This window comes from Micromonospora sp. CV4 (assembly GCF_003667455.1).
GTDB lineage: Bacteria > Actinomycetota > Actinomycetes > Mycobacteriales > Micromonosporaceae > Micromonospora.
Genome location: NZ_RCVI01000313.1, coordinates 1 through 20,464 on the forward strand (window position 1 = coordinate 1; position 20,464 = coordinate 20,464).

Sequence of the window (20,464 nt, forward strand, 5' to 3'; positions counted from 1 at the left end):
CCCGAGCCGGCCCGCACGGGCCGGGGCTGGGTGGCCAGACCGGCGGCGGCGAGGCCGAGCACCACCAGGACGACACCGAAGGTACGCGGATCAACGGAGCGTCCCGGCCGCTCGGGCGACGCCCCCGCGTCGGCCCGCTCGACGTCGGCCTGCTCGGCGTCGGCCTGTTCGACGTCGGCCTGCTCGGCGTCGGCCTGCTCGACGCCGGCCCGCTCGGTGGCGGCCTGCTCGGCGTCGACCCGCTTGGTGGCGGCCTGGTCGGCGTCGGACTGCTCGACGCTGACCCGCTCGGTGGCGGCATGCTCGGCGTCGGGATGCTCGGCGGCGGCCCGCTCGCCGGCGGCGTGCTCGGTGGCGGGCGGAGCGGGCCGGGCGGGCGTCCAGGCGAAGGCTAGTGCGCTGCCGACCATGCCGAGCAGGAGACCGACGAAGAAGCCGCCGAGGTTGAGCCCGATCAGTGAGTAGACGGCGGTGACCGCCGCGACGATCGAGTAGAACAGCCGCTGCGCCGGAGTGAGCCAGAGCAGCACGCCGCAGGTCACCAGGATGACCGGGATCAGCAGCGAGAGCAGGCCGGTGGCTCCGCTGTGGAAGCTCAGGCCGTTCAGCGTCATCCGGGTGGAGGCGAACATCTCCACCCCGGCCAGGACGGTGAACAGGCCGCCCCAGAACGGTCGGCTCCGCTGCCAGCGGCGGAAGATCCGCCACGCCCGAGCCGGATCGCCGGGCCGGGCGTGGGACGGGTTGTCGGTTGTCACGTACTCCTCCTGGCGGAGCGGGGACGGGAACACGGACGTGGCCCGCGGCGGTCGGCCACCGCGGGCCACGGCTCACCTCAGAAGCACTCCTTGCCCTTGGCGTCGTCGCCCACGTTGACCTTCAGTCGGAGGCCGACCAGGTTGAAGGTGGCCGCCGTGGTGTACCGGGACACCTGCCGGAGGTTGGTGATGGTGACGTGGTCGGAGTTCTGACCGAACGAACCGGCCTTCGCCGTCGAGTTGAGGTCGGTCGCGTCCCGACCGATCTTGATGTTGGTGAACGTCGCGTTGCCGTTCAGCGAGTCCATCGCGATCAGCAGGTCCTTGGCCCGGGCGGGCTCCTTGCCCTCACCGGCGTGGATGGTGAGCACCACCGGCAGGCCGGGCAGGTCGGAGCGGACGGACTGGCAGAGGCTGTACAGCTCGGCGCTGCTGATCTCGGAGAGGGCGATCGGGTGGACCTCGCCGGCCTTGCCGTCCTTGCCCTTCTCCCGGACGATGCCGCCGTACTGCTTGAAGCCGTCGCCCTCAAGACGCTCGGCGCCGATCTTGAAGGTCTGCCCGGACACGGTGATGTCGGAGGCGATCGCGCCGGTCGACATCCCGAACAGGATGGCGCCGGCGGCGGCCGTGGCGGGCACCATCATGGCGGCGAACCGCCGCCACCGGGTACGACCCTGATTGTCAAACCGATCCTGCACGGGTTCCTCCTCGGGCGGATGCGCGCGGGTGGCCGGTCCCGGACTGGCGGCCCGCACCGGGCCCGTCGCCTGTTACCGGCGGGTAACGATCGAGCCTGATCGTGCACCCGTTGCGGTGCGGCTCACAACCCCCTGATTACCGGGCGGTAACAGTTGGTCCACCGAGCGGTGGCTTGGCGTCACGAAGCGCGGAGCTGACCGTGCACAGGGGAGCATCAAGCACCAACAAAGCCGACATTTGCCCGCTGCGAGGCAACAGAGAGTCACAGTCACATCGACCAATTACAATCTGGTAACGGATGTAAAGTACGCAGGTCACGACGGCAGTGCGGGTGTCCCTTCACGCGACGAAGGGGTGGACCGCGTCGCGGCCCACCCCTTCGGTCGTACTCCCGGTCGTACGCGCGTCAGCGCTGCTCCACCTCGCCGGGCGCCGCCCGCTGGGTCGGCACCGCCGGGTCCTCGGACTTCCAGTTCGTCGAGGCCGGCGGAATCTCGTCGGTCAGCGGACCGGCCTCCCGCTCGGACTCGTCGTCCCGCACCGCGGGCTGGTCCACCCGCGTCGGCGTCGGATCCTCCACCGGCGCCGGGTCGGCCCGGTGGCGCGCCTCGGCCGCCGGCACAGCCCCGCCCCGGCGGGCCACCAGCAGACCGGCGATGATCAGCAGCAGAGCCAGCACGGCCACGCCGATCGGGGCCCAGAGGCCGAGAATGGTGAGCTGGCCGCGGCTCTCGTTGGCCCGCTTCACCGAGGCCTCGACGGTGGCGTCGTTGTAGGTGAAGTCGGCCTTGAGCAGCGTGATCGGGGTCCCCACGTCCGGCACCAGGGCCTTGCTCTGCACCTCGCGCACCTTGACGTACGACCCGGTGACCGGGTCGACCCAGAGCGTCCGGGTGTTGCTGTAGGTCATCCTGCCCTGGGTCGCGCCCGGGGCGAGGGCCCCCAGCAGCAGGGCGACCCGGTCGGGGGCCAGGTTCAGCTGCTGGTCGGTGATGACCTGCTCGAACCGGTACGCCTCGAGCCCGTTGACGTCCTCCGTGCCCTTGAACTCGGCCGGCAGCGCCTTGCGCAGATCGCGGTCGAAGACGTCGTAGCTCCGCTTCTCGGTGTTGAACGGGAACTTGTAGACCTGGCCGGCGAACGCCACCTTCTCCCGGGTGCCGGTGTCGTCCAGGTACTGGCCGTCCCACTCCACCGCGGCGCCGGAGACCCGGTCCAGCGCCAGCGTGGCGCCGTACGCGTTGACCAGCTCCTTGGTGTCGGTCCGGTCGACGGTCTGACCGACCGTCCAGACCACCGTGTCACCTTCGAGGTCGCCACTGAGGTTGGCGGTCTGCTCGCGGTTGGGCGTGACCAGGACGGTGGACTTGAGGTCGCCCTGGTTGATGGCGATGGCGCTGTTGGCGATCTGGAGGAAGGTCGCACCCTTCGCCTCGGCGACGGACGTCGACGCCTCCAGATCGTAGGGCAGCTTGGTCATCGCGGGCTTGACGACGAACACCAATCCGGCGGCCAACGCCAGGAGCAGTACGCCGCCACCGAACAGCACGGCACCTATGGCGCGGTGCTTCATGTTTCCTCCCTGGAGGAGCTAATTTCGCCGCTATCGATCAGTGATGTGGCCGCGAGGTTACTACCTGGTCACATCGCAACGCGACCCCCTGTCAGCTCTGTTTTTCCGCCGCGCCGCCCGGTTCCTGACCGGCCCGCCGCAGGACGAGCACGAAGTTCCAGGCCACGACCTCCCGTACGCCGGGGACGTGGATCACCCAGCGGGCCCACCACGGGTGGTAGCGCGGCAGCGCCTCCAGCACCTCGACGTCACCGCTGCCACGGGCCCACCGCAGGGCGTCCGAAATGGATACCGGGAAGAGCGTCTCGCGGTAGCGGTTCTTCGGCGGTCGGCCCATCCTGCGCTGGTAGCGCCGGCGGGCCCGGTCGCCGCCGAGGTAGTGCCAGGGCGCCGTCTCGTGCCCGCCCCACGGCGACAGCCACGGGGTGAACGACACGAAGAGCACGCCACCCGGCCGGGTCACCCGCGCCATCTCGTCCAGCATCCGCGTCGGCTCGGGAACATGTTCCAGCACGTTCGAGGAGAACGTCACGTCCACGCTGGCGGACCGCACCGGCAGGGCGGTGCCGCTGCCCCGCAGCATGCCGGCGACGGACTCCCCGGCGGCGGAGAAGTCACCGACGTCCGGGTCGAGGCCCACGTAACGGGCGCCGGCGGCCCGGAAGGCGGAGGCGAAGTAGCCGGGACCGCCGCCGACGTCGAGCACGGTCCGCCCGGCGAGCGTGGTGTAGCCGGACACCTGACGTACCGAGTCCCCGGCCAGCAGGCCGTAGAAGTGGTCCGGGTCGGTCTGCTCGACCAGGAACGCCCGGAACAGCGTCACCGAGCGGTTCAGCGTGGCGAACCGCCGGCGGGCCGCCCGGCCGGCCACCCCGTCTGCTGTGGTCATCGCACCGTCCCGTCCTCGTCCTGATCCGTGGCTCCGGCCGCGGCCGGCCCACCGTTGTCCGCCGGCTGCGACGGGTCGGTCGCCGCCTCAGCCCCGCCCGCCGGCGCGGGTCGCGCGGCGGGCGTGCCGGGCGCCGGGATCACCGCCGCGGTGACCGCGCCGATCGCGACCAGCATCGCCGCCTGCACCCACGGGCCGTACGCCCACTCCTGCCCATGGCCCTGCAACCGGCCCGCCACCGCGGTCACCGTGGCGACCGCCAGCCCGCCGAGCACCACCACCGGCAACGCCCGGACGGCGAGCTGCCGCAGCAGCATCGCGGCCAGCACGATGGCCACCGGCAGCACCCCGCCCAGGGCGGCGAGCAGCACCACGAGCAGGACGCCGATCGCCCACGCGGGGCCCTCGGCCGGGATCGTCCGATCCACGCCGGCGCGGCGGCGGAACGGCCACGCGGCCAGCAGGAACACCACCAGCACGGAGATCGCGCCCGCCGCGAGAGCGCCCCGGTACGTCCGGTCCGGCGCGAAGACCAGCCGTACCTCCGCGGCGTCACCGGCTGGCAGCACCCACGCCTGCTGCCAGCCGTCCACCCGGGTCGTGGTCAGCTGTCGACCGTCCACCGTGGCCGTCCAGCCGGCGTTGGCGTTCTCCGGCACCGTCAGCAGCGCCGCGTCGCCGGCGGCCACCCGGACCCGGCGGTCGGTCGGGTCCCAGTCGAGCACGGTCACCTCGCGGTGCCGGGGCGCCGGCACGGCCGCCTCCGGACGCAGCGTGGCGTCCTGCACCAGGAAACCGGCCGAGGGCGCGGTCGCCAGCTGGTGTCCTCCGGCCGGGAGGTCCAGGACCGCCCCCGTGGAGCCACAGATCGTCACCGGCGCCGGCCGCCCGGCCAGCACGTCGGCGAGGGTGGTGGCCACGGCCGTCTCGTAGCGGGAGCCGTCCAGTTCCACGGCCGGTCCCGTGCCGCACTTCTCGGTGACCCGGGTGCCGCCGGAGAGTGGGCGGAGCAGGTCGTCCAGCGCCGGGATCTCCACCTCGGCGATTCCGGCGGTGGCGGTCCAGCCGTTACCGCGCCGGTCGGCGATCCGGGCGGCGGTCTCCCGGACCACGATCTCGATCCGGTCCGTACGGACGGCCGGGAAGCGGACCGTTCCGTCCGCGCCGACCGGCAGCACCTGGCTGCGACCCGGGGTTCGTATCTCGACCTGGGTGGGCAGCGAGCCGACCGGCAGCTCCGCGGGCCGCAGCCGCAACTCGGCGAGGCGCCGCTGCCCGGGCCACCGCAGTCGCAACGTGGGCCGGAGGTCGCCAGTGTCCGCCAGCCAGGCCGTCCCCGGGTCGCCGTCGACCGCCGCCCAGCCGGCGACGGCCGGATCGCCGCTCAGGTACGAGGAGACGCCGGCCGACACCCGCACCCCGGTCAGGGTGAGCTGACCGGCCGGCCGGGGCACGGCGGTGAGCGCCAGCCGATAGCTGCCCGGGGTGGTGCTGCGGAACACCCGGTCCACGCCGAGCGGTTCCTCGCCGGCACGGGCCAGGAAGCGGTCACACCGCACGACCGACCCGGCCGGCCGGGTTCCGGCGCCACCGGCCGACCCGTTCCCGGTCGTCGCCGCGTCCGAGCCGGCGCCGGTAGCGGAGGCCGGGAAGCAGGCGGGCCGGTCGGCCGGGCCTCGGCTGAACGACCAGGCCACCGGCCCGTCGAACCCGTTGGGCAGGTCGTTCGGCGCCCGGAGCGCGCGACGGGCGGTGCTGCCGGGAATGGTGAGTTCCCGGATGCCGACCCCTCCGTCGCGCCGTTCACCGGCGACGGCCAGCACCGTGATCCGCACCCGGCTGGTGGAGCCGGGCAACGTGTAGTACGAGTGACCGCCCAGCGTGTCGGCCACCTCATGGTCCACCGAGCCCCGGTCGGTGGTGATCCGGAACCGGGTCACCGGCCAGCCCACCCCGAGGTCGCCGACGAACGCCAACGACACGCTCTCCACCGCACGCGGGGTGTCCAGGTCCACCTGGAGCCACTGTCCGACCGGCCCCGCCAGCGGCGCCGAGTGCCACGCGGTGGCGTAGTCGCCGTCCAGGGCGGCGAACGGCAGATGCGACGGGTCGGCGGCGGCGAGGTTGTCCACGAAGCTGGTCGCGGTGCTCGCGCTGACCTCCCGAACCCCCTGGTAGGTGGCGACGGTCTGGTGCCGCTTGCCGGGAAACGGCAGCAGGTCGAGGGCGACCCGGCCCTGCCGGCCGGCCTCGGTGGCGGTGAGCGTCTGGCTGACGTTGTCCCGCACCCGGCCGATGTCGCGTTCCCGGCGGCGCAGCCCGTCGGTGACGATCCACCGCCCGTCCCCGACCTCGGTGCGGTCCCCGGCCAGGACCACCGGCCGGTCCCGCTCCACCAGCCCCTGTTCGAGCAGGGGCAGCAGGGACTCCGGTCCACCGCTGACCGTCGGCACGTCGTCGGCGAGCACCGCCGAGGCGACCGGCACCGGTCGCTGCACCTCGTACACCTCGATGGCCGGCACCGGCCCGGCGTCGTCGTCCACCGGGCTGCCCGGCGTGCGCCCGGGAGCGGTGGTGCTCCCGAAGGTCGCCACCCGCGCGACGCCCGGCGAGCCGGTCAGCGCACGGCGCAGCACCGCGACCGGTGGGGCGTCCACCTGACTCCGGTCGATGTCGTTGCGCAGCAGCACATGCCGGAACCCGGCACGGGCCAGGAAGTCGGCCAGCCCGGCCGATCCCCGGCCACCGGCCAGGACGGTCTCGACGGTGTCCATCACCCGGGTGTTGCCGGCCGAGCCGAGCGGGATCTGGTTCCGCACCGCCCAGGGCGCTCCGGCGAGCGCCTGGAGCGGCTCGTCGACCGTCCGCCCCCACTCGTACTGGCCGAAGCCGGACCCGGGCACCATCAACGTCCGGGCCAGCGCGTCCCGATCGGCCAGCCAGGTGGCCGCGGACCGCCAGTGCGGCGGCAGGTCCGACCAGCCAGGTCCGGGTCGCAGCTGACCCAGCCAGGCCGGCGCGGCGGCGCCCAGGACCAGCAACAGCACCGGTACGAGCACCAGCGGCCGCAGCCGCACGCCGGGGCGGCGCCGGGCGGCGGCGGTGTGCAGCCGGGTGACCACCGCGTCCACCCCGTGCGCGAAGCCGAGCATCAGGGGCAGCCGCAGCACCGGGTCCAGCTTGTGCACGTTGCGCAACGGGGCCAGCGGACCGTCCAGCAACTCCCGGACCGGCCCCGAGAGCGGGCTGTCCAGGCTGCCGACGTAGCCCATGGTGAGCAGGGTCAACCCGGCCAGGAAGCCCAGCACCAGGAAGCGCCGCTCGGGCAGCAGGTTGCCGGCCAGTCCGGCCAGACCGATCAGCGCGACCAGCGCGGTCAGCGCCATCAGCGCCGGGTGGTCGATCAGCAGCCAGCCCGCCGGCCACCACGGATCGCCCTGGACGATGTACGCCACCCACTGGTTGGTGCCCCGGACGGCCTGGAAGAGCGAGGCCACAGCCGTGGTCGTGGTGGACGACTCGATGTAGTCCAGGAACGGCAGGCTGTACTCGCCGAGCAGCAGCAGCGGCACGATCCACCACAGGCAGACCGCGACGACGCCGAGGCACCACCAGCCGACCAGGCGCAGGTGGGCCCGGTCCCAGCGTCGGGTCAGCAGCCAGATCCCGGGCAGCAGCAGAGCCAGCAGGACCACCGCCGCGTTGATCCCACCCATGCCGAACACGGCCAGCGCGGAGAGCGCCGCGGCCCGACGTGGCGAGCCGATCCGGCGGACCTGCACCAGCGGCAGCAGGACCCACGGCAGCAGCGCCGCGGCGAGCGTCTCCGAGGAGAGCGCGCCGATCTCGGTGAGCATCCGGGGCGCCAGCGCGTAGCCGAGCGCGGCCGCGTACCGGGTCGGTTCGGTGCCGATGTTCAACGCGCGGGCCAGCCGGAGCAGCCCGTAGAACGCGACCGCCAGCAGGAGCGCTGTCCAGGCCCGTTGCGTGATCCACGCCGGCACGCCCAGCAGCTGCCCGCCGGCGAAGAACGGCCCCATCGGGAAGAGGTAGCCGTACGCCTGGTTCTGGAGTTCGCCGGAGGTCGCCTCCGGGTTCCACAGGTGCAGCGCGCGGGTCAGGAAGTGGATCGGGTTCGCGGCCAGGTCGAGCTTGGTGTCGAAGGTGACCTGGCCGGGCCGCTGCCCGAAGGCGATCGCGGTGAGCAGCAGCAGCGACAGCGCGGTCCAGGGCTTCGCGCGTACCGGCCGGGGGACTCGCGGCCGGGTCATCGGCGGCACTCCGGGGGCAGGCAGCTCAGGTCGGCGAGCGCGGAGAAGAAGATCTGCCGGATTCCGCTGGGCTGCTCGGTACGGAACACCTGCCCGCCGGTGACCTTGACGATCGCGGTCAGCTCGTCCGGGTCGACGTCCCGGCCCAGGCCGATGAAGATGATCGGCAACGGCCGGCGGGGGTCCTGCAACCGGGTCAGCTCGGCGAGGAACTTCGGCCGGCCGATGCTGTCCTCGTCCTCGTTCCGCCCGTCGGTCATGACCAGCACCAGGTTGATCCGGCCGGGCGTCCAGTGCTGCCGGGCGTCCCGGTACGCGGCCAGCGTCGCGTCGTACAGCCCGGTGCCCCCGCCGCTCTTGACCCGGACGGCGTCCAGCCGGTCGGCCAGTCGGGCACGCTGGGCGCGCAGCGGGGCGACGGGCAGGATCTCCCGGTAGTCCCGGTCCCCGTCCACCTTCGTGGAGAAGACCCAGATCCCCAGCTCGCTGTTGTCCAACAGCAGGCCGGCGCCCTCCTGGGCGGCCTTGACGGTCGCCCCGAGCCGGGTCTCGTCCGTGCCGGGCACCGGAGCGGCCATCGAGCCGGACACGTCGATGACGGTGAGGATCCGGGCGCTGCGCTGCACGCCGCTCCAGCCGCTCAGCACCTCGGTGACCGTCTCCTCGGCGGGCAGCGGCACCGGTCGGCGCTCCTCCGCCCGCAGTCGGCCGTCGTCGGGGATGGCCGGCGGGAAGCCTGTCGCCGTACGGAAGCCGAACCCGAGCAACGCGTCTCGGGACTCGACCGTGAGCAGGTTGGCCAGGAAACCCGAGGCCGCCTCCCGGACGTGGCCGCGCGCGGCGGGCAGCACCACGTACGGCAGGTCCAGCGACGGGACGCCGATCTCCGGGTACGCGGCGACCAGCTTGTTCGAGCCGGCCAGCGCGTTGTGATCGAGCACGGCCTGCTCGCTGGTCGCCACCGCCTGGGCCTTGCCGGGCAGCCCGCCCCCGGGTGCCCGTACGCCCCCGCCCTCGCCGGCGGGGAACGTCGAACCGGCGAGCCGGCGCAGCACCGCAGCCATCGCGGCGGCTGGTTGCCGTTCACCGGCGACCAGGTTGCGCACCCCGAGCAGCGCCGCGACCCCGGCTGGATCGGCGGCCGGGTCCGGCACTCCCACCGGGGCGGGACGGGCCTTCGGTCCGATCAGCGACGCCCAGGTCACCGCCTTCGCCGGCCATCCCAGCCGGCGCGCGGCCGGCTCGGTCACCGCGAGCACCACGGGGGTGCTCGCCACCGAGGTGCCCTCGCCGGGCACCTCGAAGGCGCCCCCGGCCCGGGCCCGGCGCAGCCAGAACGTGGACTCCGGCAGCCAGGCGTCGGCGACGTCCACCGCGTTGGCCAGGTCCCCGGCCACGGCGGCGGACTCCCGGGCCTGCACGGCGATCGACACGCACGGTTGCCGACCGACGCTGGCCCGCACGATCCGGTCCAGGGCCGGGGCGATCACCGGCGCGGCGGCCACCCGCAGCTGGACCCGCTCGACGCACTCCGGCACACCCCGGTCCGCTCGCACGTAGGCGACGGCCGCCCAGCCGGTCAACAGCAGAACCAGGGCCGCGCTGAGCAGCACCACCGGGGATCGACGGAAGAGGGAGCGCACCGGCGCGAGTCCGTCGCGCAGCACCGCCGGCCACCTCCTCGTCACGTACCGGCGCAGCCGTGCGCAGGTCGGAATCCATCGCGTCGGCCGGGCGGCGCCACCTGGACGCCGGCCGCCACACGCGGTTGCGCTGCACACCCTGCCAAGCTTTTCCGCCGCCGGCAAACCCCCGATCGACGAGCGGTTATCCGATCTTCGCTGCCGGTGCGACCCATTGCGCCCACGGGCCGGGCGGCCCTAGGGTGGCGCGATCGTGCTCACTTACTCGTCGGTAGGAGCAGCGTGGACCCCTCCGTCACCCCCACCCGCCACGTCCTGTTCCTCAACTGGCGCGACACCACCAACCCGGAAGGCGGCGGATCCGAGGTCTACCTCGAACGGATCGCCGCCGAACTGGTCGCCATGGGCCACCGGGTGACCCTGCTCTGCGCCGCGCACGGCAACGCCGGCCCGGCGGAGACCAACGCCGAGGGCGTACGCGTGCTGCGACGCGGCTCGCGGCACACCGTCTACGCCCGGGCCGCATTGACCTGTCTCGCCGGCCGGTTCGGCCTGGGCCCGCTCGGCCGGCGCGGCCTCGGCCGGCCCGACCTGGTGATCGACGTCTGCAACGGCGTGCCGTTCTTCGCGCCCCTGTACGCGGGCCGACCGGTGGTCGCGCTGGTGCACCACGTGCACCGGGAGCAGTGGCCGGTCGTCTTCGGCCCGTGGATGGCCCGGCTGGGCTGGTGGATCGAGTCGTGGCTGGCCGTCCGGCTCTACCGCCGCTGCCGGTACGTCACCGTCTCCGAGGCCAGTCGCGCGGAACTGGCCGCGCTGGGGGTGGGAGCCGAGCGGATCGACGTGGTGCCCAACGGCACGCCGCCGGTGACCGGTCCGCCGTTGCCGCGTACCCCGCACCCGTCGCTGCTGGTGCTCGGCCGCCTGGTCCCGCACAAGCGGGTGGAGATCGCCCTGCGCGCCGTCGCCGACCTGGTCGGCGAGCTGCCCGACCTGGAGCTGGTAGTGGCCGGCCAGGGCTGGTGGGAGCAGCCGCTACGGGACCTGTGCGACTCGCTCGGCATCGCCGACCGCGTCCGTTTCACCGGCTTCATCAGCGAGGAGGAGAAGCACGAGGTGCTCTCCTCGGCCTGGCTGGCGCTCACCCCGTCGCTCAAGGAGGGCTGGGGGCTCACCATCGTCGAGGCCGCCGCGCGCAGCACCCCGACGGTGGCGTTCCGCTACGCCGGCGGCGTCGCCGAGGCGATGGTCGACACCGAGACCGGCCTGCTCGTCGACGACGAGGCGGAGTTCACCGCCCAGGTGCGCGAGCTGCTCGCCGACGACGTGCGCCGCAAGGCGATGGGCGAGGCAGCGCTGCACCACGCCTCGCGCTTCACCTGGACCGCGACCGGGGCCCGCTTCGCGCAGCTTGTGACCCAGGCGACCGGCCGGGCCGGCTGATCCGGGCAGCACGAAAGGGCGCCCGCGAGCAGCGGACGCCCTTTTGTTCGTATGACTTCAGCGCGTGCCGTACAGCGGAGGCTCGGCGCCCTGCTCACCATTGACGTTGGTGGTGGCGGCCTCCTTGGCGGACGGGCTGAGCACATTCGCCAGACCGACGCTACCGAGCAGGCCGAGCACGACCCCGAGCACCCCGACGGCGACGAACGCGGGCAGGTTCCTCATCCACCTTCTCCTTCCGCGGGACTCGCGTGCCGGGACGCTACCACGCGGTAGCGTACGCGCGCAGCGCCCGAAAAACCGATGGCCAGCACCACCGTTCCGGCCAGCAGGTGGGCCAGTCCGACCGGTCCGGGCCGGTCCGGCGCGGGTGGTGGAGACCAGCGCGGATTCTCGTACAGGGTCAGACCCGGTCCATCGTGGACAATCCGAAGCCCGGCCAGGGACGTCGGAGGCGGCGGTGGCCCCGCCGCCCGCTGCACCAGCACCCAACGGGTACCCGCCGCCGACACCGGTGTCCCCGCGGCGAGAAGGTCCCGCACCCGCGCGGCCCGGGGATCCTCGCCGGCCACCGCCAGCCCACCCACCCGCAGCGTGTCGTCGATCAGCACCGGAACGCCGAGGTACCGGGGCGCCGGGTCGATCACCACCTGGCCGCGGTTCCACCCGTAGCGCTGATACTCCTGGAACGGCAGCGAGATCACCTCACCGGGCCGCTGCTCGACCAGCCGGGCCACCGTGTTCCAGTCCGCCGGCCAGCCCACCGGTCGGAGCCGGCCCGCCGCGCCGAACGCCAGGTCGGGCAGGAGCGCCACCGGCAGCAGCGCGGCACCGACCAGAAGCACCCGACCGGTGGCCGGATCGAAGCGGGCAGCCAGCCGGTCGGCGAGGCGTTCCGCGCCGAGCGCGGCGGTCACCGCCAGCACCAGCGCGTACGGGACGAGCAGCTTCTGGCCGTCCCGGATCAGACCCGCGCCGGGCAGGGTCGCGACCAACCAGCCGAGCAGATCCGCGCCACCGGGCAGCACGCCGAGCGCCGCCACGAGCCAGGATCCGGCGGCGAGCAGACCGAGCCGGCCGGCCACCGGGGCGGGCCAGCGCCGGCGCAGCAGCGGTACGCCGTACCCGGCGACGGCCAGCACCAGCACGGTGCCCAGCGGCACCAGCACCGCACCCCGGGAGGCGGGCGTGGTCTGCCCGTTCCAGATGCCGCCCGTGCCGGCGAGCGCCACCAGCGGCCCGGCCCAGTTCTCGGCCCGAGCCGCGAAGGCCAGCACCCCGGCCGGGTCCGACCGTCCGCTGCCGCTGCTGGCGAACCCGGCCACCAGCCACGGCGCGTTGAGCAGCACCGTCGCGCCCAGCGCGGTCGACGCCGCCCGGGCCGCCCCCGGATACCGACCGGGCAGCAGCACCCCGATCGCCACCAGCGCGATCACTCCACCGCTCGGCGTGATCGCGGACGCCGCCGCCGCGAGCAGCAGCCGCGGCAACGCTCCGGGCCGACCGGTCCGTACCCCGAACGCCGCCCGGACCAGCCAGGGCAGCGCGGCGTACGCGACCAGCAGCCCCCACTGGCCGACGAGCAGCCGCTCCGCCAGGTACGGCGTCCAGGCGTACCCGAGGGCGGCCACCACCCGGACCGCGACCCGGTCGGTCGGCACCAGCCGGGCCGCGCCGAGCGCCGCGAGGTAGAGGATCGCCACCAGCACCAGCCGTTGCAGCAGCCAGCCCGGCACCAACTGGTTGGCCAGCGCCACCACGGCGTCCTGCGGGACGGCCCGGGGCAGCGCCGAGGCCGGGGCGATCACCTCCCAGCCCAGCGCCTGCCGGGGCACGAAGACCATGTCGTAGCGGAGCACGTACCCGGGGAGCGCCAGCGGCGCGAGGACCACCGCCGTGACGGCCGCGGCAACGCCGTGCGGCACCATCCGTTCGCGCATCCCGTCGACCCCACCCCGGTCCGGCGCGGCCACCCGTCGCGCTGGTCGCGGCCACTGTACGCGGACCCTCGTCGACCCCCGAACCATCCGTTGACCTGATGGGGCCGCCCCTCACCCGTGTGGCAGTCTTCCCGCCATGGCATTGACCGGATCCGAGGTGGGCGCGGCGCGTGACGAGACCGGCGAGGCCGGCAAACTGGTACGCGTCGATCCGACCCGATCCATCGCCTTCGCGATGATCGTGGTCAGCGTGCTGTGGCGGGCGCAGATCGCCTCGCGCGGCTACCTGGCGGCCGACGACTACGTGCTGATCACGCAGTCCACCGAGTCGCCCCTCACCCCGGGCTTCCTGCTCACCCTCTACAACAACCACTTCATGCCGGGCGGGCGGCTGCTCACCTGGCTGGTCACCGACGCCGTCGGGCTCACTTACTGGCCGTACGTGCTGTTGATGGCGGCCGGCCAGGCGGTGCTCTCCATCGCGTTCTACCGGCTGCTGCGGGACCTGCTGCGACCGAGCCGCCTGCTGCTCGTCCCGCTCGGGATGTTCCTGTTCAGCCCGCTGACCCTCGAAGCGACCTCGTGGTGGGCGGTCGGGGCGAACATGCTGCCGATGCAGCTGAGCATGGTGCTCGCCGTCGGCGCCCAGCTCAGGTACGTCCGCACCCGCCGCAAGCGGCACCTGCTGTCGCTGGTCCTCGCCGTGCTGCTCGGACTGCTCTTCTTCGAGAAGGCGCTGCTGGTCGTACCGCTGGTCTTCCTCTTCACCGTCTGCTTCTTCACCGACGGCGGGCCGGTCCGCTCGGTGCTGACGGCGCTACGCCGCTGGTGGCCGTCCTGGCTCGTGCTGACCGCGCTGGTCGGGGCGTTCGCCGCGGTCTACCTGCAACGCTCCGAGTCGTCGGTGCGCCGGCCGGAGTCGGCGGAAGAGGTGCTGTCGTTCTTCACCCAGCTGTTCGGTTCCACGCTCGTGCCGGGCCTGCTGGGCGGCCCCTGGGGTTGGCTGGGCGCGGGAGACGGGGCGGCGGTGGTCGCGCCGCCCGAGCTCGGCCGCTGGATCGCCTGGTCGGTCTTCGCCGCGCTGGTGGTGCTGACCGTCAAGCGGGACCGCACGGCCACCCGAGCCTGGATCCTGCTCGGCAGCTACCTGGTCCTCGTCGCGGCGCTGCTGGCCGCCACCCGGCTCGGCTCGGTCTTCAGCGGCATCGCCGGCGGGGTACCCCGCTACGTGAGCGACGCCGTGGTGGTCGCCGCCATCTGCGTCGGCGTGGCTCTCGTCGGGATCGCCCGGCCGACTCCGGCGGGCGGCGAGCCGGCCGACAACGAGTCAGCTCCGCCCGCCGGGTCGCCGGCGCCGTCCGCCGAGTCGGAGCCGACCGCAGCCCCGAGCGCCGCGGCCGGCACGCAGCGCTCGGGTGCGGCGCCGGCCGCATCGCCCCCCGTGGTCGCGGCCCGCTCCACCCGCGCCGGCGTGATCCACGCCGAGGCCCCGGACGACCCGGATCCCGGGCAGGCCGATGGGCCGGTGACCGATTCGGATCCCGCACTCGACCCGGAGCCGACCGCCGAGGCCCAGCCGGCGACGGGACCGGCGCCCTCGGCGCAACCCGAACCCGAAGCCACCGCTGCGTCCCCGGGCGACGGACGGGAGCGGCGACCATCGCGGCCCGCACCACCGGAATGGCTGGGGCCGGTGCCCGAGCGGTACCGCGAGGTGGTGACCGCCGGTCTGGCGCTGTTGCTGGTGGCGGCCATGTTCGGCACGGCCTGGACCACGTCGCGCTACAGCGACGAGTGGGCGAAGAAGTACGGCCGGTCCTACCTCGACACCGCCCGGATCGAGCTGGCCAGCGCGCCGCCGGGCACGGTCTTCTTCGACACGCCGGTCCCCGAGGGCGTGGTGTCCGATCTCTCCTGGCCGTACAACCTCCAGTCCCGGTTCTTCGCGGCCGCCGGCTCCCGCCCGGAGTTCGTGCACGAGACGGAGAACGCCTCCGTCCTGGACGGCCTCGGACGGGTCCAGGTCGCCACCATCCAGGGCAGCAACATCGTGCCAGGTCCCCAGGCGGGCTGCGGCTACCTGGTGCCGGCCGGCCAGACCGTCCGGATGCCGCTGGACAAGCCGCGCGACGAGTGGTTCTGGATCATCCGCATCGGGTACCTCAGCTCGGCCGACGGCACGGCGGTGCTGCGGCTCGGCGCGGGAAGCCACTCGTTCCCGGTCAAGAAGGGCCTCAACCAGCGCTTCTTCGAGATCGACGGTGGCGGCGACGCGGTGGAGCTGACGGTCACGGGAACGGACCTGACGCTCTGCACGAACGAAATCACCATCGGCAATCTGGCCCCGAAGCCCGAATGACCACCGAGGAACCCCGGCTGGTGGCGAAGGTGACCCAGCCCGATGCGGCGAAGCGCCCGGCCCGCGACACGGGGGCCGTGCGTCTCGGTGTCGCGGGCGCGGCCGTCACCGCCGCCACCATGCTCACCAACGGGCTGGCCTACCTGGTCCCTATGCTCGGTGCCCGCCAGCTGACCGCCGCCGACCTGGGCGCGCTGGCCACGGTGCTCGCGCTCGGCGCCATCGCGGCGGTGCCGGGCTTCGGCCTGCAGATCGCGGTGGCGGCCCATCGCGCCCGGTCCGGCCCCAGCGGAACGACCCGACTGGCGCTGCGTACCGCCACGTTCACCGCCGGGGTGACCCTGGCCGCGGCACCGGTGCTCACCATCGCGCTCCGGCTCCCGGTCGCGCTGACCCTGCTGCTCGTCCCGACCACCTTCGCCATCGTGCTCGCTGGTCGCTGGCTCGGCGAGCTCCAGGGCGACCAACGGTTCCTGCGGCTCTCGGGCGCGATGACCGGGCTCGCCGCCGGCCGTTACGGCGGGCTCGTCGTCGGGCTCGCCCTCGGGTGGGGACCGGTCGGCTCCCTGTTGCTCGGCACGCTCACCGGCTTCCTCGTCCTACCGCTGCTGGCCCGGCTCGCCGCCGCCACCGGCCCCGCCCCCAGCGGTTCCGTCCCCAAGCAGAGGGTCGCCCCTGCCACCGAGACAGACCGCGCACTGAGCGGCCGACAGGTGCTGACAGCGTGCGGCGCCACCCTGGCGATGCTCGTCATCTCGTACGCCGACCTGATCCTCGCCCGCCAGCTCCTACCGGCCAGCGGCTCCGGCGGCTACGCGGTCGGCGCGGTCCTCACCAAGGGCGCGCTCTGGGCGCCGCAGGTGGTGACCCTTCTGGTGCTGCCACGGTTGGCGTGGGGCGACCGGCGGGCCCGCGCGCTCGCGTTGGCGCTGATCGTGGCCTGCGGCGCGGTCCTGGTCGCCGCCGCCACGGTCGCCGGTGAGCTGGCCTTCCGGCTGGTGGGTGGCACCGACTACCTGCACCTGGCCGGCTCGGCCCCGCTCTTCGCCGCCACCGGCGCCCTCTACGCGGTGGTGTTCATGCTGGTCAACGACAGAGTGGCGATCGGCGCCCGCTGGCCGGCCGCGCCGCTCTGGGTGGCCACCGCCGGCCTGGCCGGTGCGGCCCTGCTGGTGGCGCCGCGCACGGTCGAGGGGGTGCTCAGCTGCGCGCTGGTCACCGCCGCGCTGACCGCCGCCGTGATGGCCTGGCTGACCCTTCGCCCCACCCGCGGCTGAGGCGCCACCGGTGGTGCGAGGAGCGTGGGATGACCGACGGTCAGTCGCCGGCGGCCAGCCAGGCGCTCAGCAGCTGGTGATCGATCGAGTCGACCCGGCCGAGCGGACGACCGGCGGCGACCCGCTCCCGCAGCTCCGCCCGGGTGAACCAGCGCGCCTCCAGCAGTTCCACACCGTCCACCCGCACCTCGTCCGATCCGGCGGTGGCCCGGAAGCCCACCATCAGCCCGGCCGGGAACGGCCACGCCTGCGACCCCTGATACGCCAGGTCCGTCACGGTGATGCCGGCCTCCTCGGCCATCTCCCGCCGGACCGCGTCCTCCAGGCTCTCGCCCACCTCGACGAACCCGGCCAGCGTCGAGTACGCGCCCTCCGGCGCGCCCGCGTGCCGGGCCAGCAGGCAGCGCTCCGGCGCAGCCGGCCCGTCGGGCGCCACCACCAGCACGATGATCGCCGGTTCGATCCGGGGAAACAGCAGCCGCCCGCACTCCTCGCCGGTGCACGTCCGGACGTGCCCACCGCCGCCGGCCACAGCGGGCGCGCCGCACGTGCCGCAGTACCGCTGCTGTCGGTGCCAGTGCAGCAACCCCCGCGCGTACGCCTGGAGAGCCGCCTCGGCCGGGTCGAGCCGCCCGACCAGCGCGCGTACGTCGACGGCCCGCGCCGCACCGGCCATCTCGACGGCGGCCTGCTCGCTGAGCGCGGAGAGGTCCGCGGCGAACACGGCGGCGTCCCCGTCGAGCCCCAGGAAGACGATGTCCCCGGCTGCGGACCGGACGAGAGACGCCCGCTCCGCGGTCAGCCGGACCGGGCCGTTGCCGTCGACGAGACAGCGGTCCCGCCACAGCGGCAGCACCACGGTGGTCGCGTCGGTGGCCAGTGCGCTCAGCCGGGCCGGATCGGTGCGCAGCTCACCCGCCCGGTCCAACCATCCGCCGCCGTACGCCAACACCCGTTCCGCAGTGTTCACAGCGCCACCGTGCCACGTCGCCGGTCCCACCCGGGCACCACCCCCCGCGCCGCGCGACACGCCGGGACGACACGCGGTACCAGCACCGGTGGGCGCAGCCCACGAGGACGGCCGAGCATTCGTTACCGTAGGTGTCCTCCGGGAGGGAGGACCTCCCGCGGCACCTGGCGATCGAGGTTGCAGTGACGCTGTACGGCGAAACACGTCCACCCGCCGATGACCGGCCCACCGTGCAGGTCACCGCGGTCACCTGGCCCGACGACGGGGCGGAGCCGACCACGGCACCGCCCACCGGCGAGCCGGAGGGTGACCGGCGCCGCCCGCGCCGGTTCCGGATGCTCCTCGCCGCCGGCGTCACCAGCGGCGTGCTCGCCGCCGTGGCGGGCGCCGGCGCCTGGGCGTACGCGGGGGATGTTCCCCGGGGCACCACCGTGCTCGGCACCGAGCTGGGTGGCCGGAGCCGCACCGACGCCCACCAGGAGTTGCGGGCGGAGCTGGACCGGCGCGCGGCGGCCCTCGCGGCGCCGCTGCGAGTCACCGTCGGGGAGCGCACGGCCGAGATCAACCCCGCCGAGGTGGGGCTGAACGTCGACGTCGAGGCCACCGTGGCGGCCGCGGCCGAGGCCGACGCGCACCCGGTCAGCCGGCTGGTCGGCTCCCGCACCGTCGACCCGGTCGTCACCGTCGACGTGGATCGGCTGGACGCCGCGCTCCGTAAGGTGCTCGGCGACCAGGCCCGGCCGATGACGATGCCGGCGATCACCTACAAGGGCACCACCCCGAAGGTGGTTCAGCCCAAGCCGGGGCAGGCGTTCGACCCTCAGCGCTCCGCCGAGGTCGTACGAGCCGGGTGGCTGGCCGGCACCCCGGTCACCGTGCCGCTGGTGGAAAGTCAGCCGGCGACCACCGCCGAGGAGTTGGACCGGCTGGTCGCCGAGCTGGCGAAGCCGGCGGTCGCCACACCGGTCACCCTGCGCACCGGCAAGGGCTCGGTGAAGATCCCGCCCACCGCCATCGCGAAGAGCCTGCGGTTCAGCGCCGACAAGGCCGGCAAGCTGACCCCGACGGTGGACGTCAAGCGGCTGCGCGCGGCGCTCGGCGACGACCTGGACGCCGTCGAGGTGCCGCCGAAGGACGCGGCGATGACCATTTCCGCTGGTCGACCGAAGGTCACCGAAGGGCGACCCGGGCAGCAGCTGGACACCGCCACCCTGGGCCGTGACCTGCTGGCCGTGCTGCCGAAGCCGGACGGCCGCGAGGTGACCGGCGAGCTGAAGCCGGCGCCGCCCGAGCTGACCGCGGAGAAGCTGGCCGGTCTGGGCATCAAGGAGCGGGTCTCCACCTTCACCACCCGGTTCACCGGTGGCATGGCCTCGTCACGCAGCCAGAACATCGCCACCATCGCCAAGGAGGTGGACGGCACGGTCGTGCTGCCGGGGAAGACGTTCTCGCTGAACGGCCACACCGGCGAGCGCGGCTACGCGCAGGGCTACCGGGACGCGCCGGTGATCCTGGACGGCAAGCTGGTGCCCGGTGTCGGCGGCGGCACCTCGCAGTTCACCACCACGCTGTTCAACGCCACCTACTACGCCGGGCTGGAAGACGTCGAGCACAAGCCGCACTCGTACTGGTTCGACCGGTACCCGGCGGTCATCGAGTCGACCATCTTCTGGCCGAACCTGGACTTCAAGTTCCGCAACAACACCCAGTACGGCCTGCTCATCGACACCTCGTACACGTCGAGCACGATCACCGTGTCGATCTGGAGCACGAAGATCTACGACAGCGTGAAGACGGAGTACGGCCCGCGCCGCAACATCACCACTCCGAAGCTCATCCACCTCGCACCGGGCCCGACGTGCATCCCGAGCAACGGCATCAACGGCTTCACCCAGGACGCCTTCCGGGTCATCAAGAAGGGCGGGGTGGTGGTCAAGCGGGAGAAGTTCACCTGGCGCTACGACGCCGAGCCCCGCTACGTCTGCGGCCCGAAGCCGTCCTGAGGTCCCACCCGCTCTGCGGTCCGCTCAGCGGTGTCACCGCACCGCCCATGACGCCTGCCCCCCTGCGGCGGCATCGGCACCACGCGCGCCTCCTGCACCCGGATCTCGGCCCGGAGCCGGTGCGCCGCGGGATGCCACATCTCCTCGAACGGGCCCATGACCTCACCGCCGACACCGCGGCGACGCGCACGGGCCCCCAGCCACAGAAGGGTTCCCAGGACCGCCGCCAGGCAGGCCGCGAACATCAGGAGTATCAGGGCGTCACCCACGTGCCGAGCCTAGCCGGCGCCCGGGCCCCGTTGATCGACTCGGTTTAAGCCGAGCCTAGCCGGCGCCTGGACCTCGTGATCGACTCGGTTGCAGGGATATCGGGGCAACAAACGAGCCCCGATACCGCGGTTTCCGGGATCCCGAGTCGATCAACCCCGCATGGATGTGGGCATGCAGAAGTCGACCCTGGGTGATGTGGGCATGCAGAAAGGGCCACCCCTGAGGGTGGCCCTTTCTGAAAGATTGTCCGGCGGCGTCCTACTCTCCCACACCCTCACGAGTGCAGTACCATCGGCGCTGGAGGGCTTAGCTTCCGGGTTCGGAATGTGACCGGGCGTTTCCCCTCCGCCATGACCGCCGTAACTC

At 73.4% G+C, this 20,464-nt stretch carries 14 protein-coding genes and 1 rRNA gene; 4 read left to right on the forward strand and 11 right to left on the reverse strand.

The window, feature by feature from the left end; genetic code table 11:
• From EAD98_RS21980 to EAD98_RS22005, 6 genes are all read right to left on the reverse strand, one after another.
• Window positions 1-758 (reverse strand): DUF6114 domain-containing protein (locus tag EAD98_RS21980; protein WP_233583918.1); only part of this gene is annotated, 758 nt, incomplete at its 3' end.
• 77 nt (window positions 759-835) lie between these two features.
• Window positions 836-1,459 carry a DUF6230 family protein gene (locus tag EAD98_RS21985; protein ID WP_121655920.1) on the reverse strand — a complete coding sequence of 208 codons (624 nt, stop codon included), beginning with the start codon at window positions 1,457-1,459 and terminating at the stop codon, window positions 836-838.
• Window positions 1,460-1,866: 407 nt separating this feature from the next.
• Window positions 1,867-3,033: a DUF3068 domain-containing protein gene (locus EAD98_RS21990; protein WP_121655913.1), complete on the reverse strand. Its 1,167-nt coding sequence runs from the start codon at window positions 3,031-3,033 to the stop codon at window positions 1,867-1,869.
• A 91-nt stretch (window positions 3,034-3,124) separates the two neighbouring features.
• Window positions 3,125-3,922 (reverse strand): bifunctional 2-polyprenyl-6-hydroxyphenol methylase/3-demethylubiquinol 3-O-methyltransferase UbiG, encoded by a 798-nt coding sequence (locus tag EAD98_RS21995; protein WP_199723494.1) that lies wholly within the window; start codon window positions 3,920-3,922, stop codon window positions 3,125-3,127.
• Complete coding sequence (locus EAD98_RS22000) at window positions 3,919-8,193, reverse strand: alpha-(1->3)-arabinofuranosyltransferase (protein ID WP_121655922.1); 4,275 nt, start codon at window positions 8,191-8,193, stop codon at window positions 3,919-3,921. The genes EAD98_RS21995 and EAD98_RS22000 overlap by 4 nt, the downstream gene beginning before the upstream one ends.
• A complete protein-coding gene (locus EAD98_RS22005) occupies window positions 8,190-9,860 on the reverse strand; it encodes a substrate-binding domain-containing protein (RefSeq protein WP_147457464.1) in 1,671 nt (556 codons plus the stop codon). The genes EAD98_RS22000 and EAD98_RS22005 overlap by 4 nt, the downstream gene beginning before the upstream one ends.
• A 258-nt stretch (window positions 9,861-10,118) precedes the next feature.
• Between EAD98_RS22005 and EAD98_RS22010 the strand changes: the two genes are divergently transcribed.
• Window positions 10,119-11,279, forward strand: coding sequence for a glycosyltransferase family 4 protein (locus tag EAD98_RS22010; RefSeq protein ID WP_121655915.1), 1,161 nt, complete (start codon window positions 10,119-10,121; stop codon window positions 11,277-11,279).
• A 57-nt stretch (window positions 11,280-11,336) separates the two neighbouring features.
• Here the strand turns inward: EAD98_RS22010 and EAD98_RS31005 are convergent, their stop codons facing one another.
• Entirely contained in the window at window positions 11,337-11,504 is a 168-nt protein-coding gene (locus tag EAD98_RS31005) for a hypothetical protein (RefSeq protein ID WP_158609830.1), read from the reverse strand.
• The gene (locus EAD98_RS22015) at window positions 11,501-13,219 is read right to left on the reverse strand and encodes a hypothetical protein (RefSeq protein ID WP_121655923.1); all 1,719 of its coding nucleotides are present in this window, start codon (window positions 13,217-13,219) and stop codon (window positions 11,501-11,503) included. Before EAD98_RS22015 ends, EAD98_RS31005 begins: the two co-directional genes overlap by 4 nt.
• Window positions 13,220-13,355: 136 nt before the next feature.
• Between EAD98_RS22015 and EAD98_RS22020 the strand changes: the two genes are divergently transcribed.
• Together EAD98_RS22020 and EAD98_RS22025 are read left to right on the forward strand one after the other, a co-directional pair.
• A complete protein-coding gene (locus EAD98_RS22020; protein ID WP_147457465.1) occupies window positions 13,356-15,578 on the forward strand; it encodes a hypothetical protein in 2,223 nt (740 codons plus the stop codon).
• The gene (locus EAD98_RS22025; RefSeq protein WP_233583919.1) at window positions 15,575-16,855 is read left to right on the forward strand and encodes a polysaccharide biosynthesis protein; all 1,281 of its coding nucleotides are present in this window, start codon (window positions 15,575-15,577) and stop codon (window positions 16,853-16,855) included. The genes EAD98_RS22020 and EAD98_RS22025 overlap by 4 nt, the downstream gene beginning before the upstream one ends.
• 40 nt (window positions 16,856-16,895) lie before the next feature.
• Here EAD98_RS22025 and nudC read toward each other — a convergent pair whose 3' ends face one another.
• Window positions 16,896-17,825, reverse strand: a complete 930-nt coding sequence (nudC, locus tag EAD98_RS22030; RefSeq protein ID WP_121655917.1) for an NAD(+) diphosphatase — start codon at window positions 17,823-17,825, stop codon at window positions 16,896-16,898.
• A gap of 182 nt (window positions 17,826-18,007) precedes the next feature.
• Here nudC and EAD98_RS22035 point away from each other — a divergent pair, with 182 nt between their 5' ends.
• Entirely contained in the window at window positions 18,008-19,828 is a 1,821-nt protein-coding gene (locus EAD98_RS22035) for a VanW family protein (protein WP_121655918.1), read from the forward strand.
• Here the strand turns inward: EAD98_RS22035 and EAD98_RS22040 are convergent.
• Together EAD98_RS22040 and rrf are read right to left on the reverse strand one after the other, a co-directional pair.
• Window positions 19,801-20,097: a hypothetical protein gene (locus tag EAD98_RS22040; RefSeq protein ID WP_121655919.1), complete on the reverse strand. Its 297-nt coding sequence runs from the start codon at window positions 20,095-20,097 to the stop codon at window positions 19,801-19,803. The genes EAD98_RS22035 and EAD98_RS22040 overlap by 28 nt on opposite strands.
• A gap of 246 nt (window positions 20,098-20,343) precedes the next feature.
• Window positions 20,344-20,460: ribosomal RNA gene (rrf, locus tag EAD98_RS22045) — 5S ribosomal RNA — on the reverse strand.
• Window positions 20,461-20,464: the final 4 nt, after the last annotated feature.

What these genes read in the sequence shown, in the direction of transcription:
- EAD98_RS31005 (WP_158609830.1), bottom strand. Translation starts at nt 11,504, where the DNA reads ATGAGGAACCTGCCCGCGTTCGTCGCCGTCGGGGTGCTCGGGGTCGTG.
- EAD98_RS22015 (WP_121655923.1), bottom strand. Translation starts at nt 13,219, where the DNA reads ATGCGCGAACGGATGGTGCCGCACGGCGTTGCCGCGGCCGTCACGGCG.
- EAD98_RS21995 (WP_199723494.1), bottom strand. Translation starts at nt 3,922, where the DNA reads ATGACCACAGCAGACGGGGTGGCCGGCCGGGCGGCCCGCCGGCGGTTC.
- EAD98_RS22000 (WP_121655922.1), bottom strand. Translation starts at nt 8,193, where the DNA reads ATGACCCGGCCGCGAGTCCCCCGGCCGGTACGCGCGAAGCCCTGGACC.
- EAD98_RS22020 (WP_147457465.1), top strand. Translation starts at nt 13,356, where the DNA reads ATGGCATTGACCGGATCCGAGGTGGGCGCGGCGCGTGACGAGACCGGC.
- EAD98_RS22025 (WP_233583919.1), top strand. Translation starts at nt 15,575, where the DNA reads ATGACCACCGAGGAACCCCGGCTGGTGGCGAAGGTGACCCAGCCCGAT.
- EAD98_RS21990 (WP_121655913.1), bottom strand. Translation starts at nt 3,033, where the DNA reads ATGAAGCACCGCGCCATAGGTGCCGTGCTGTTCGGTGGCGGCGTACTG.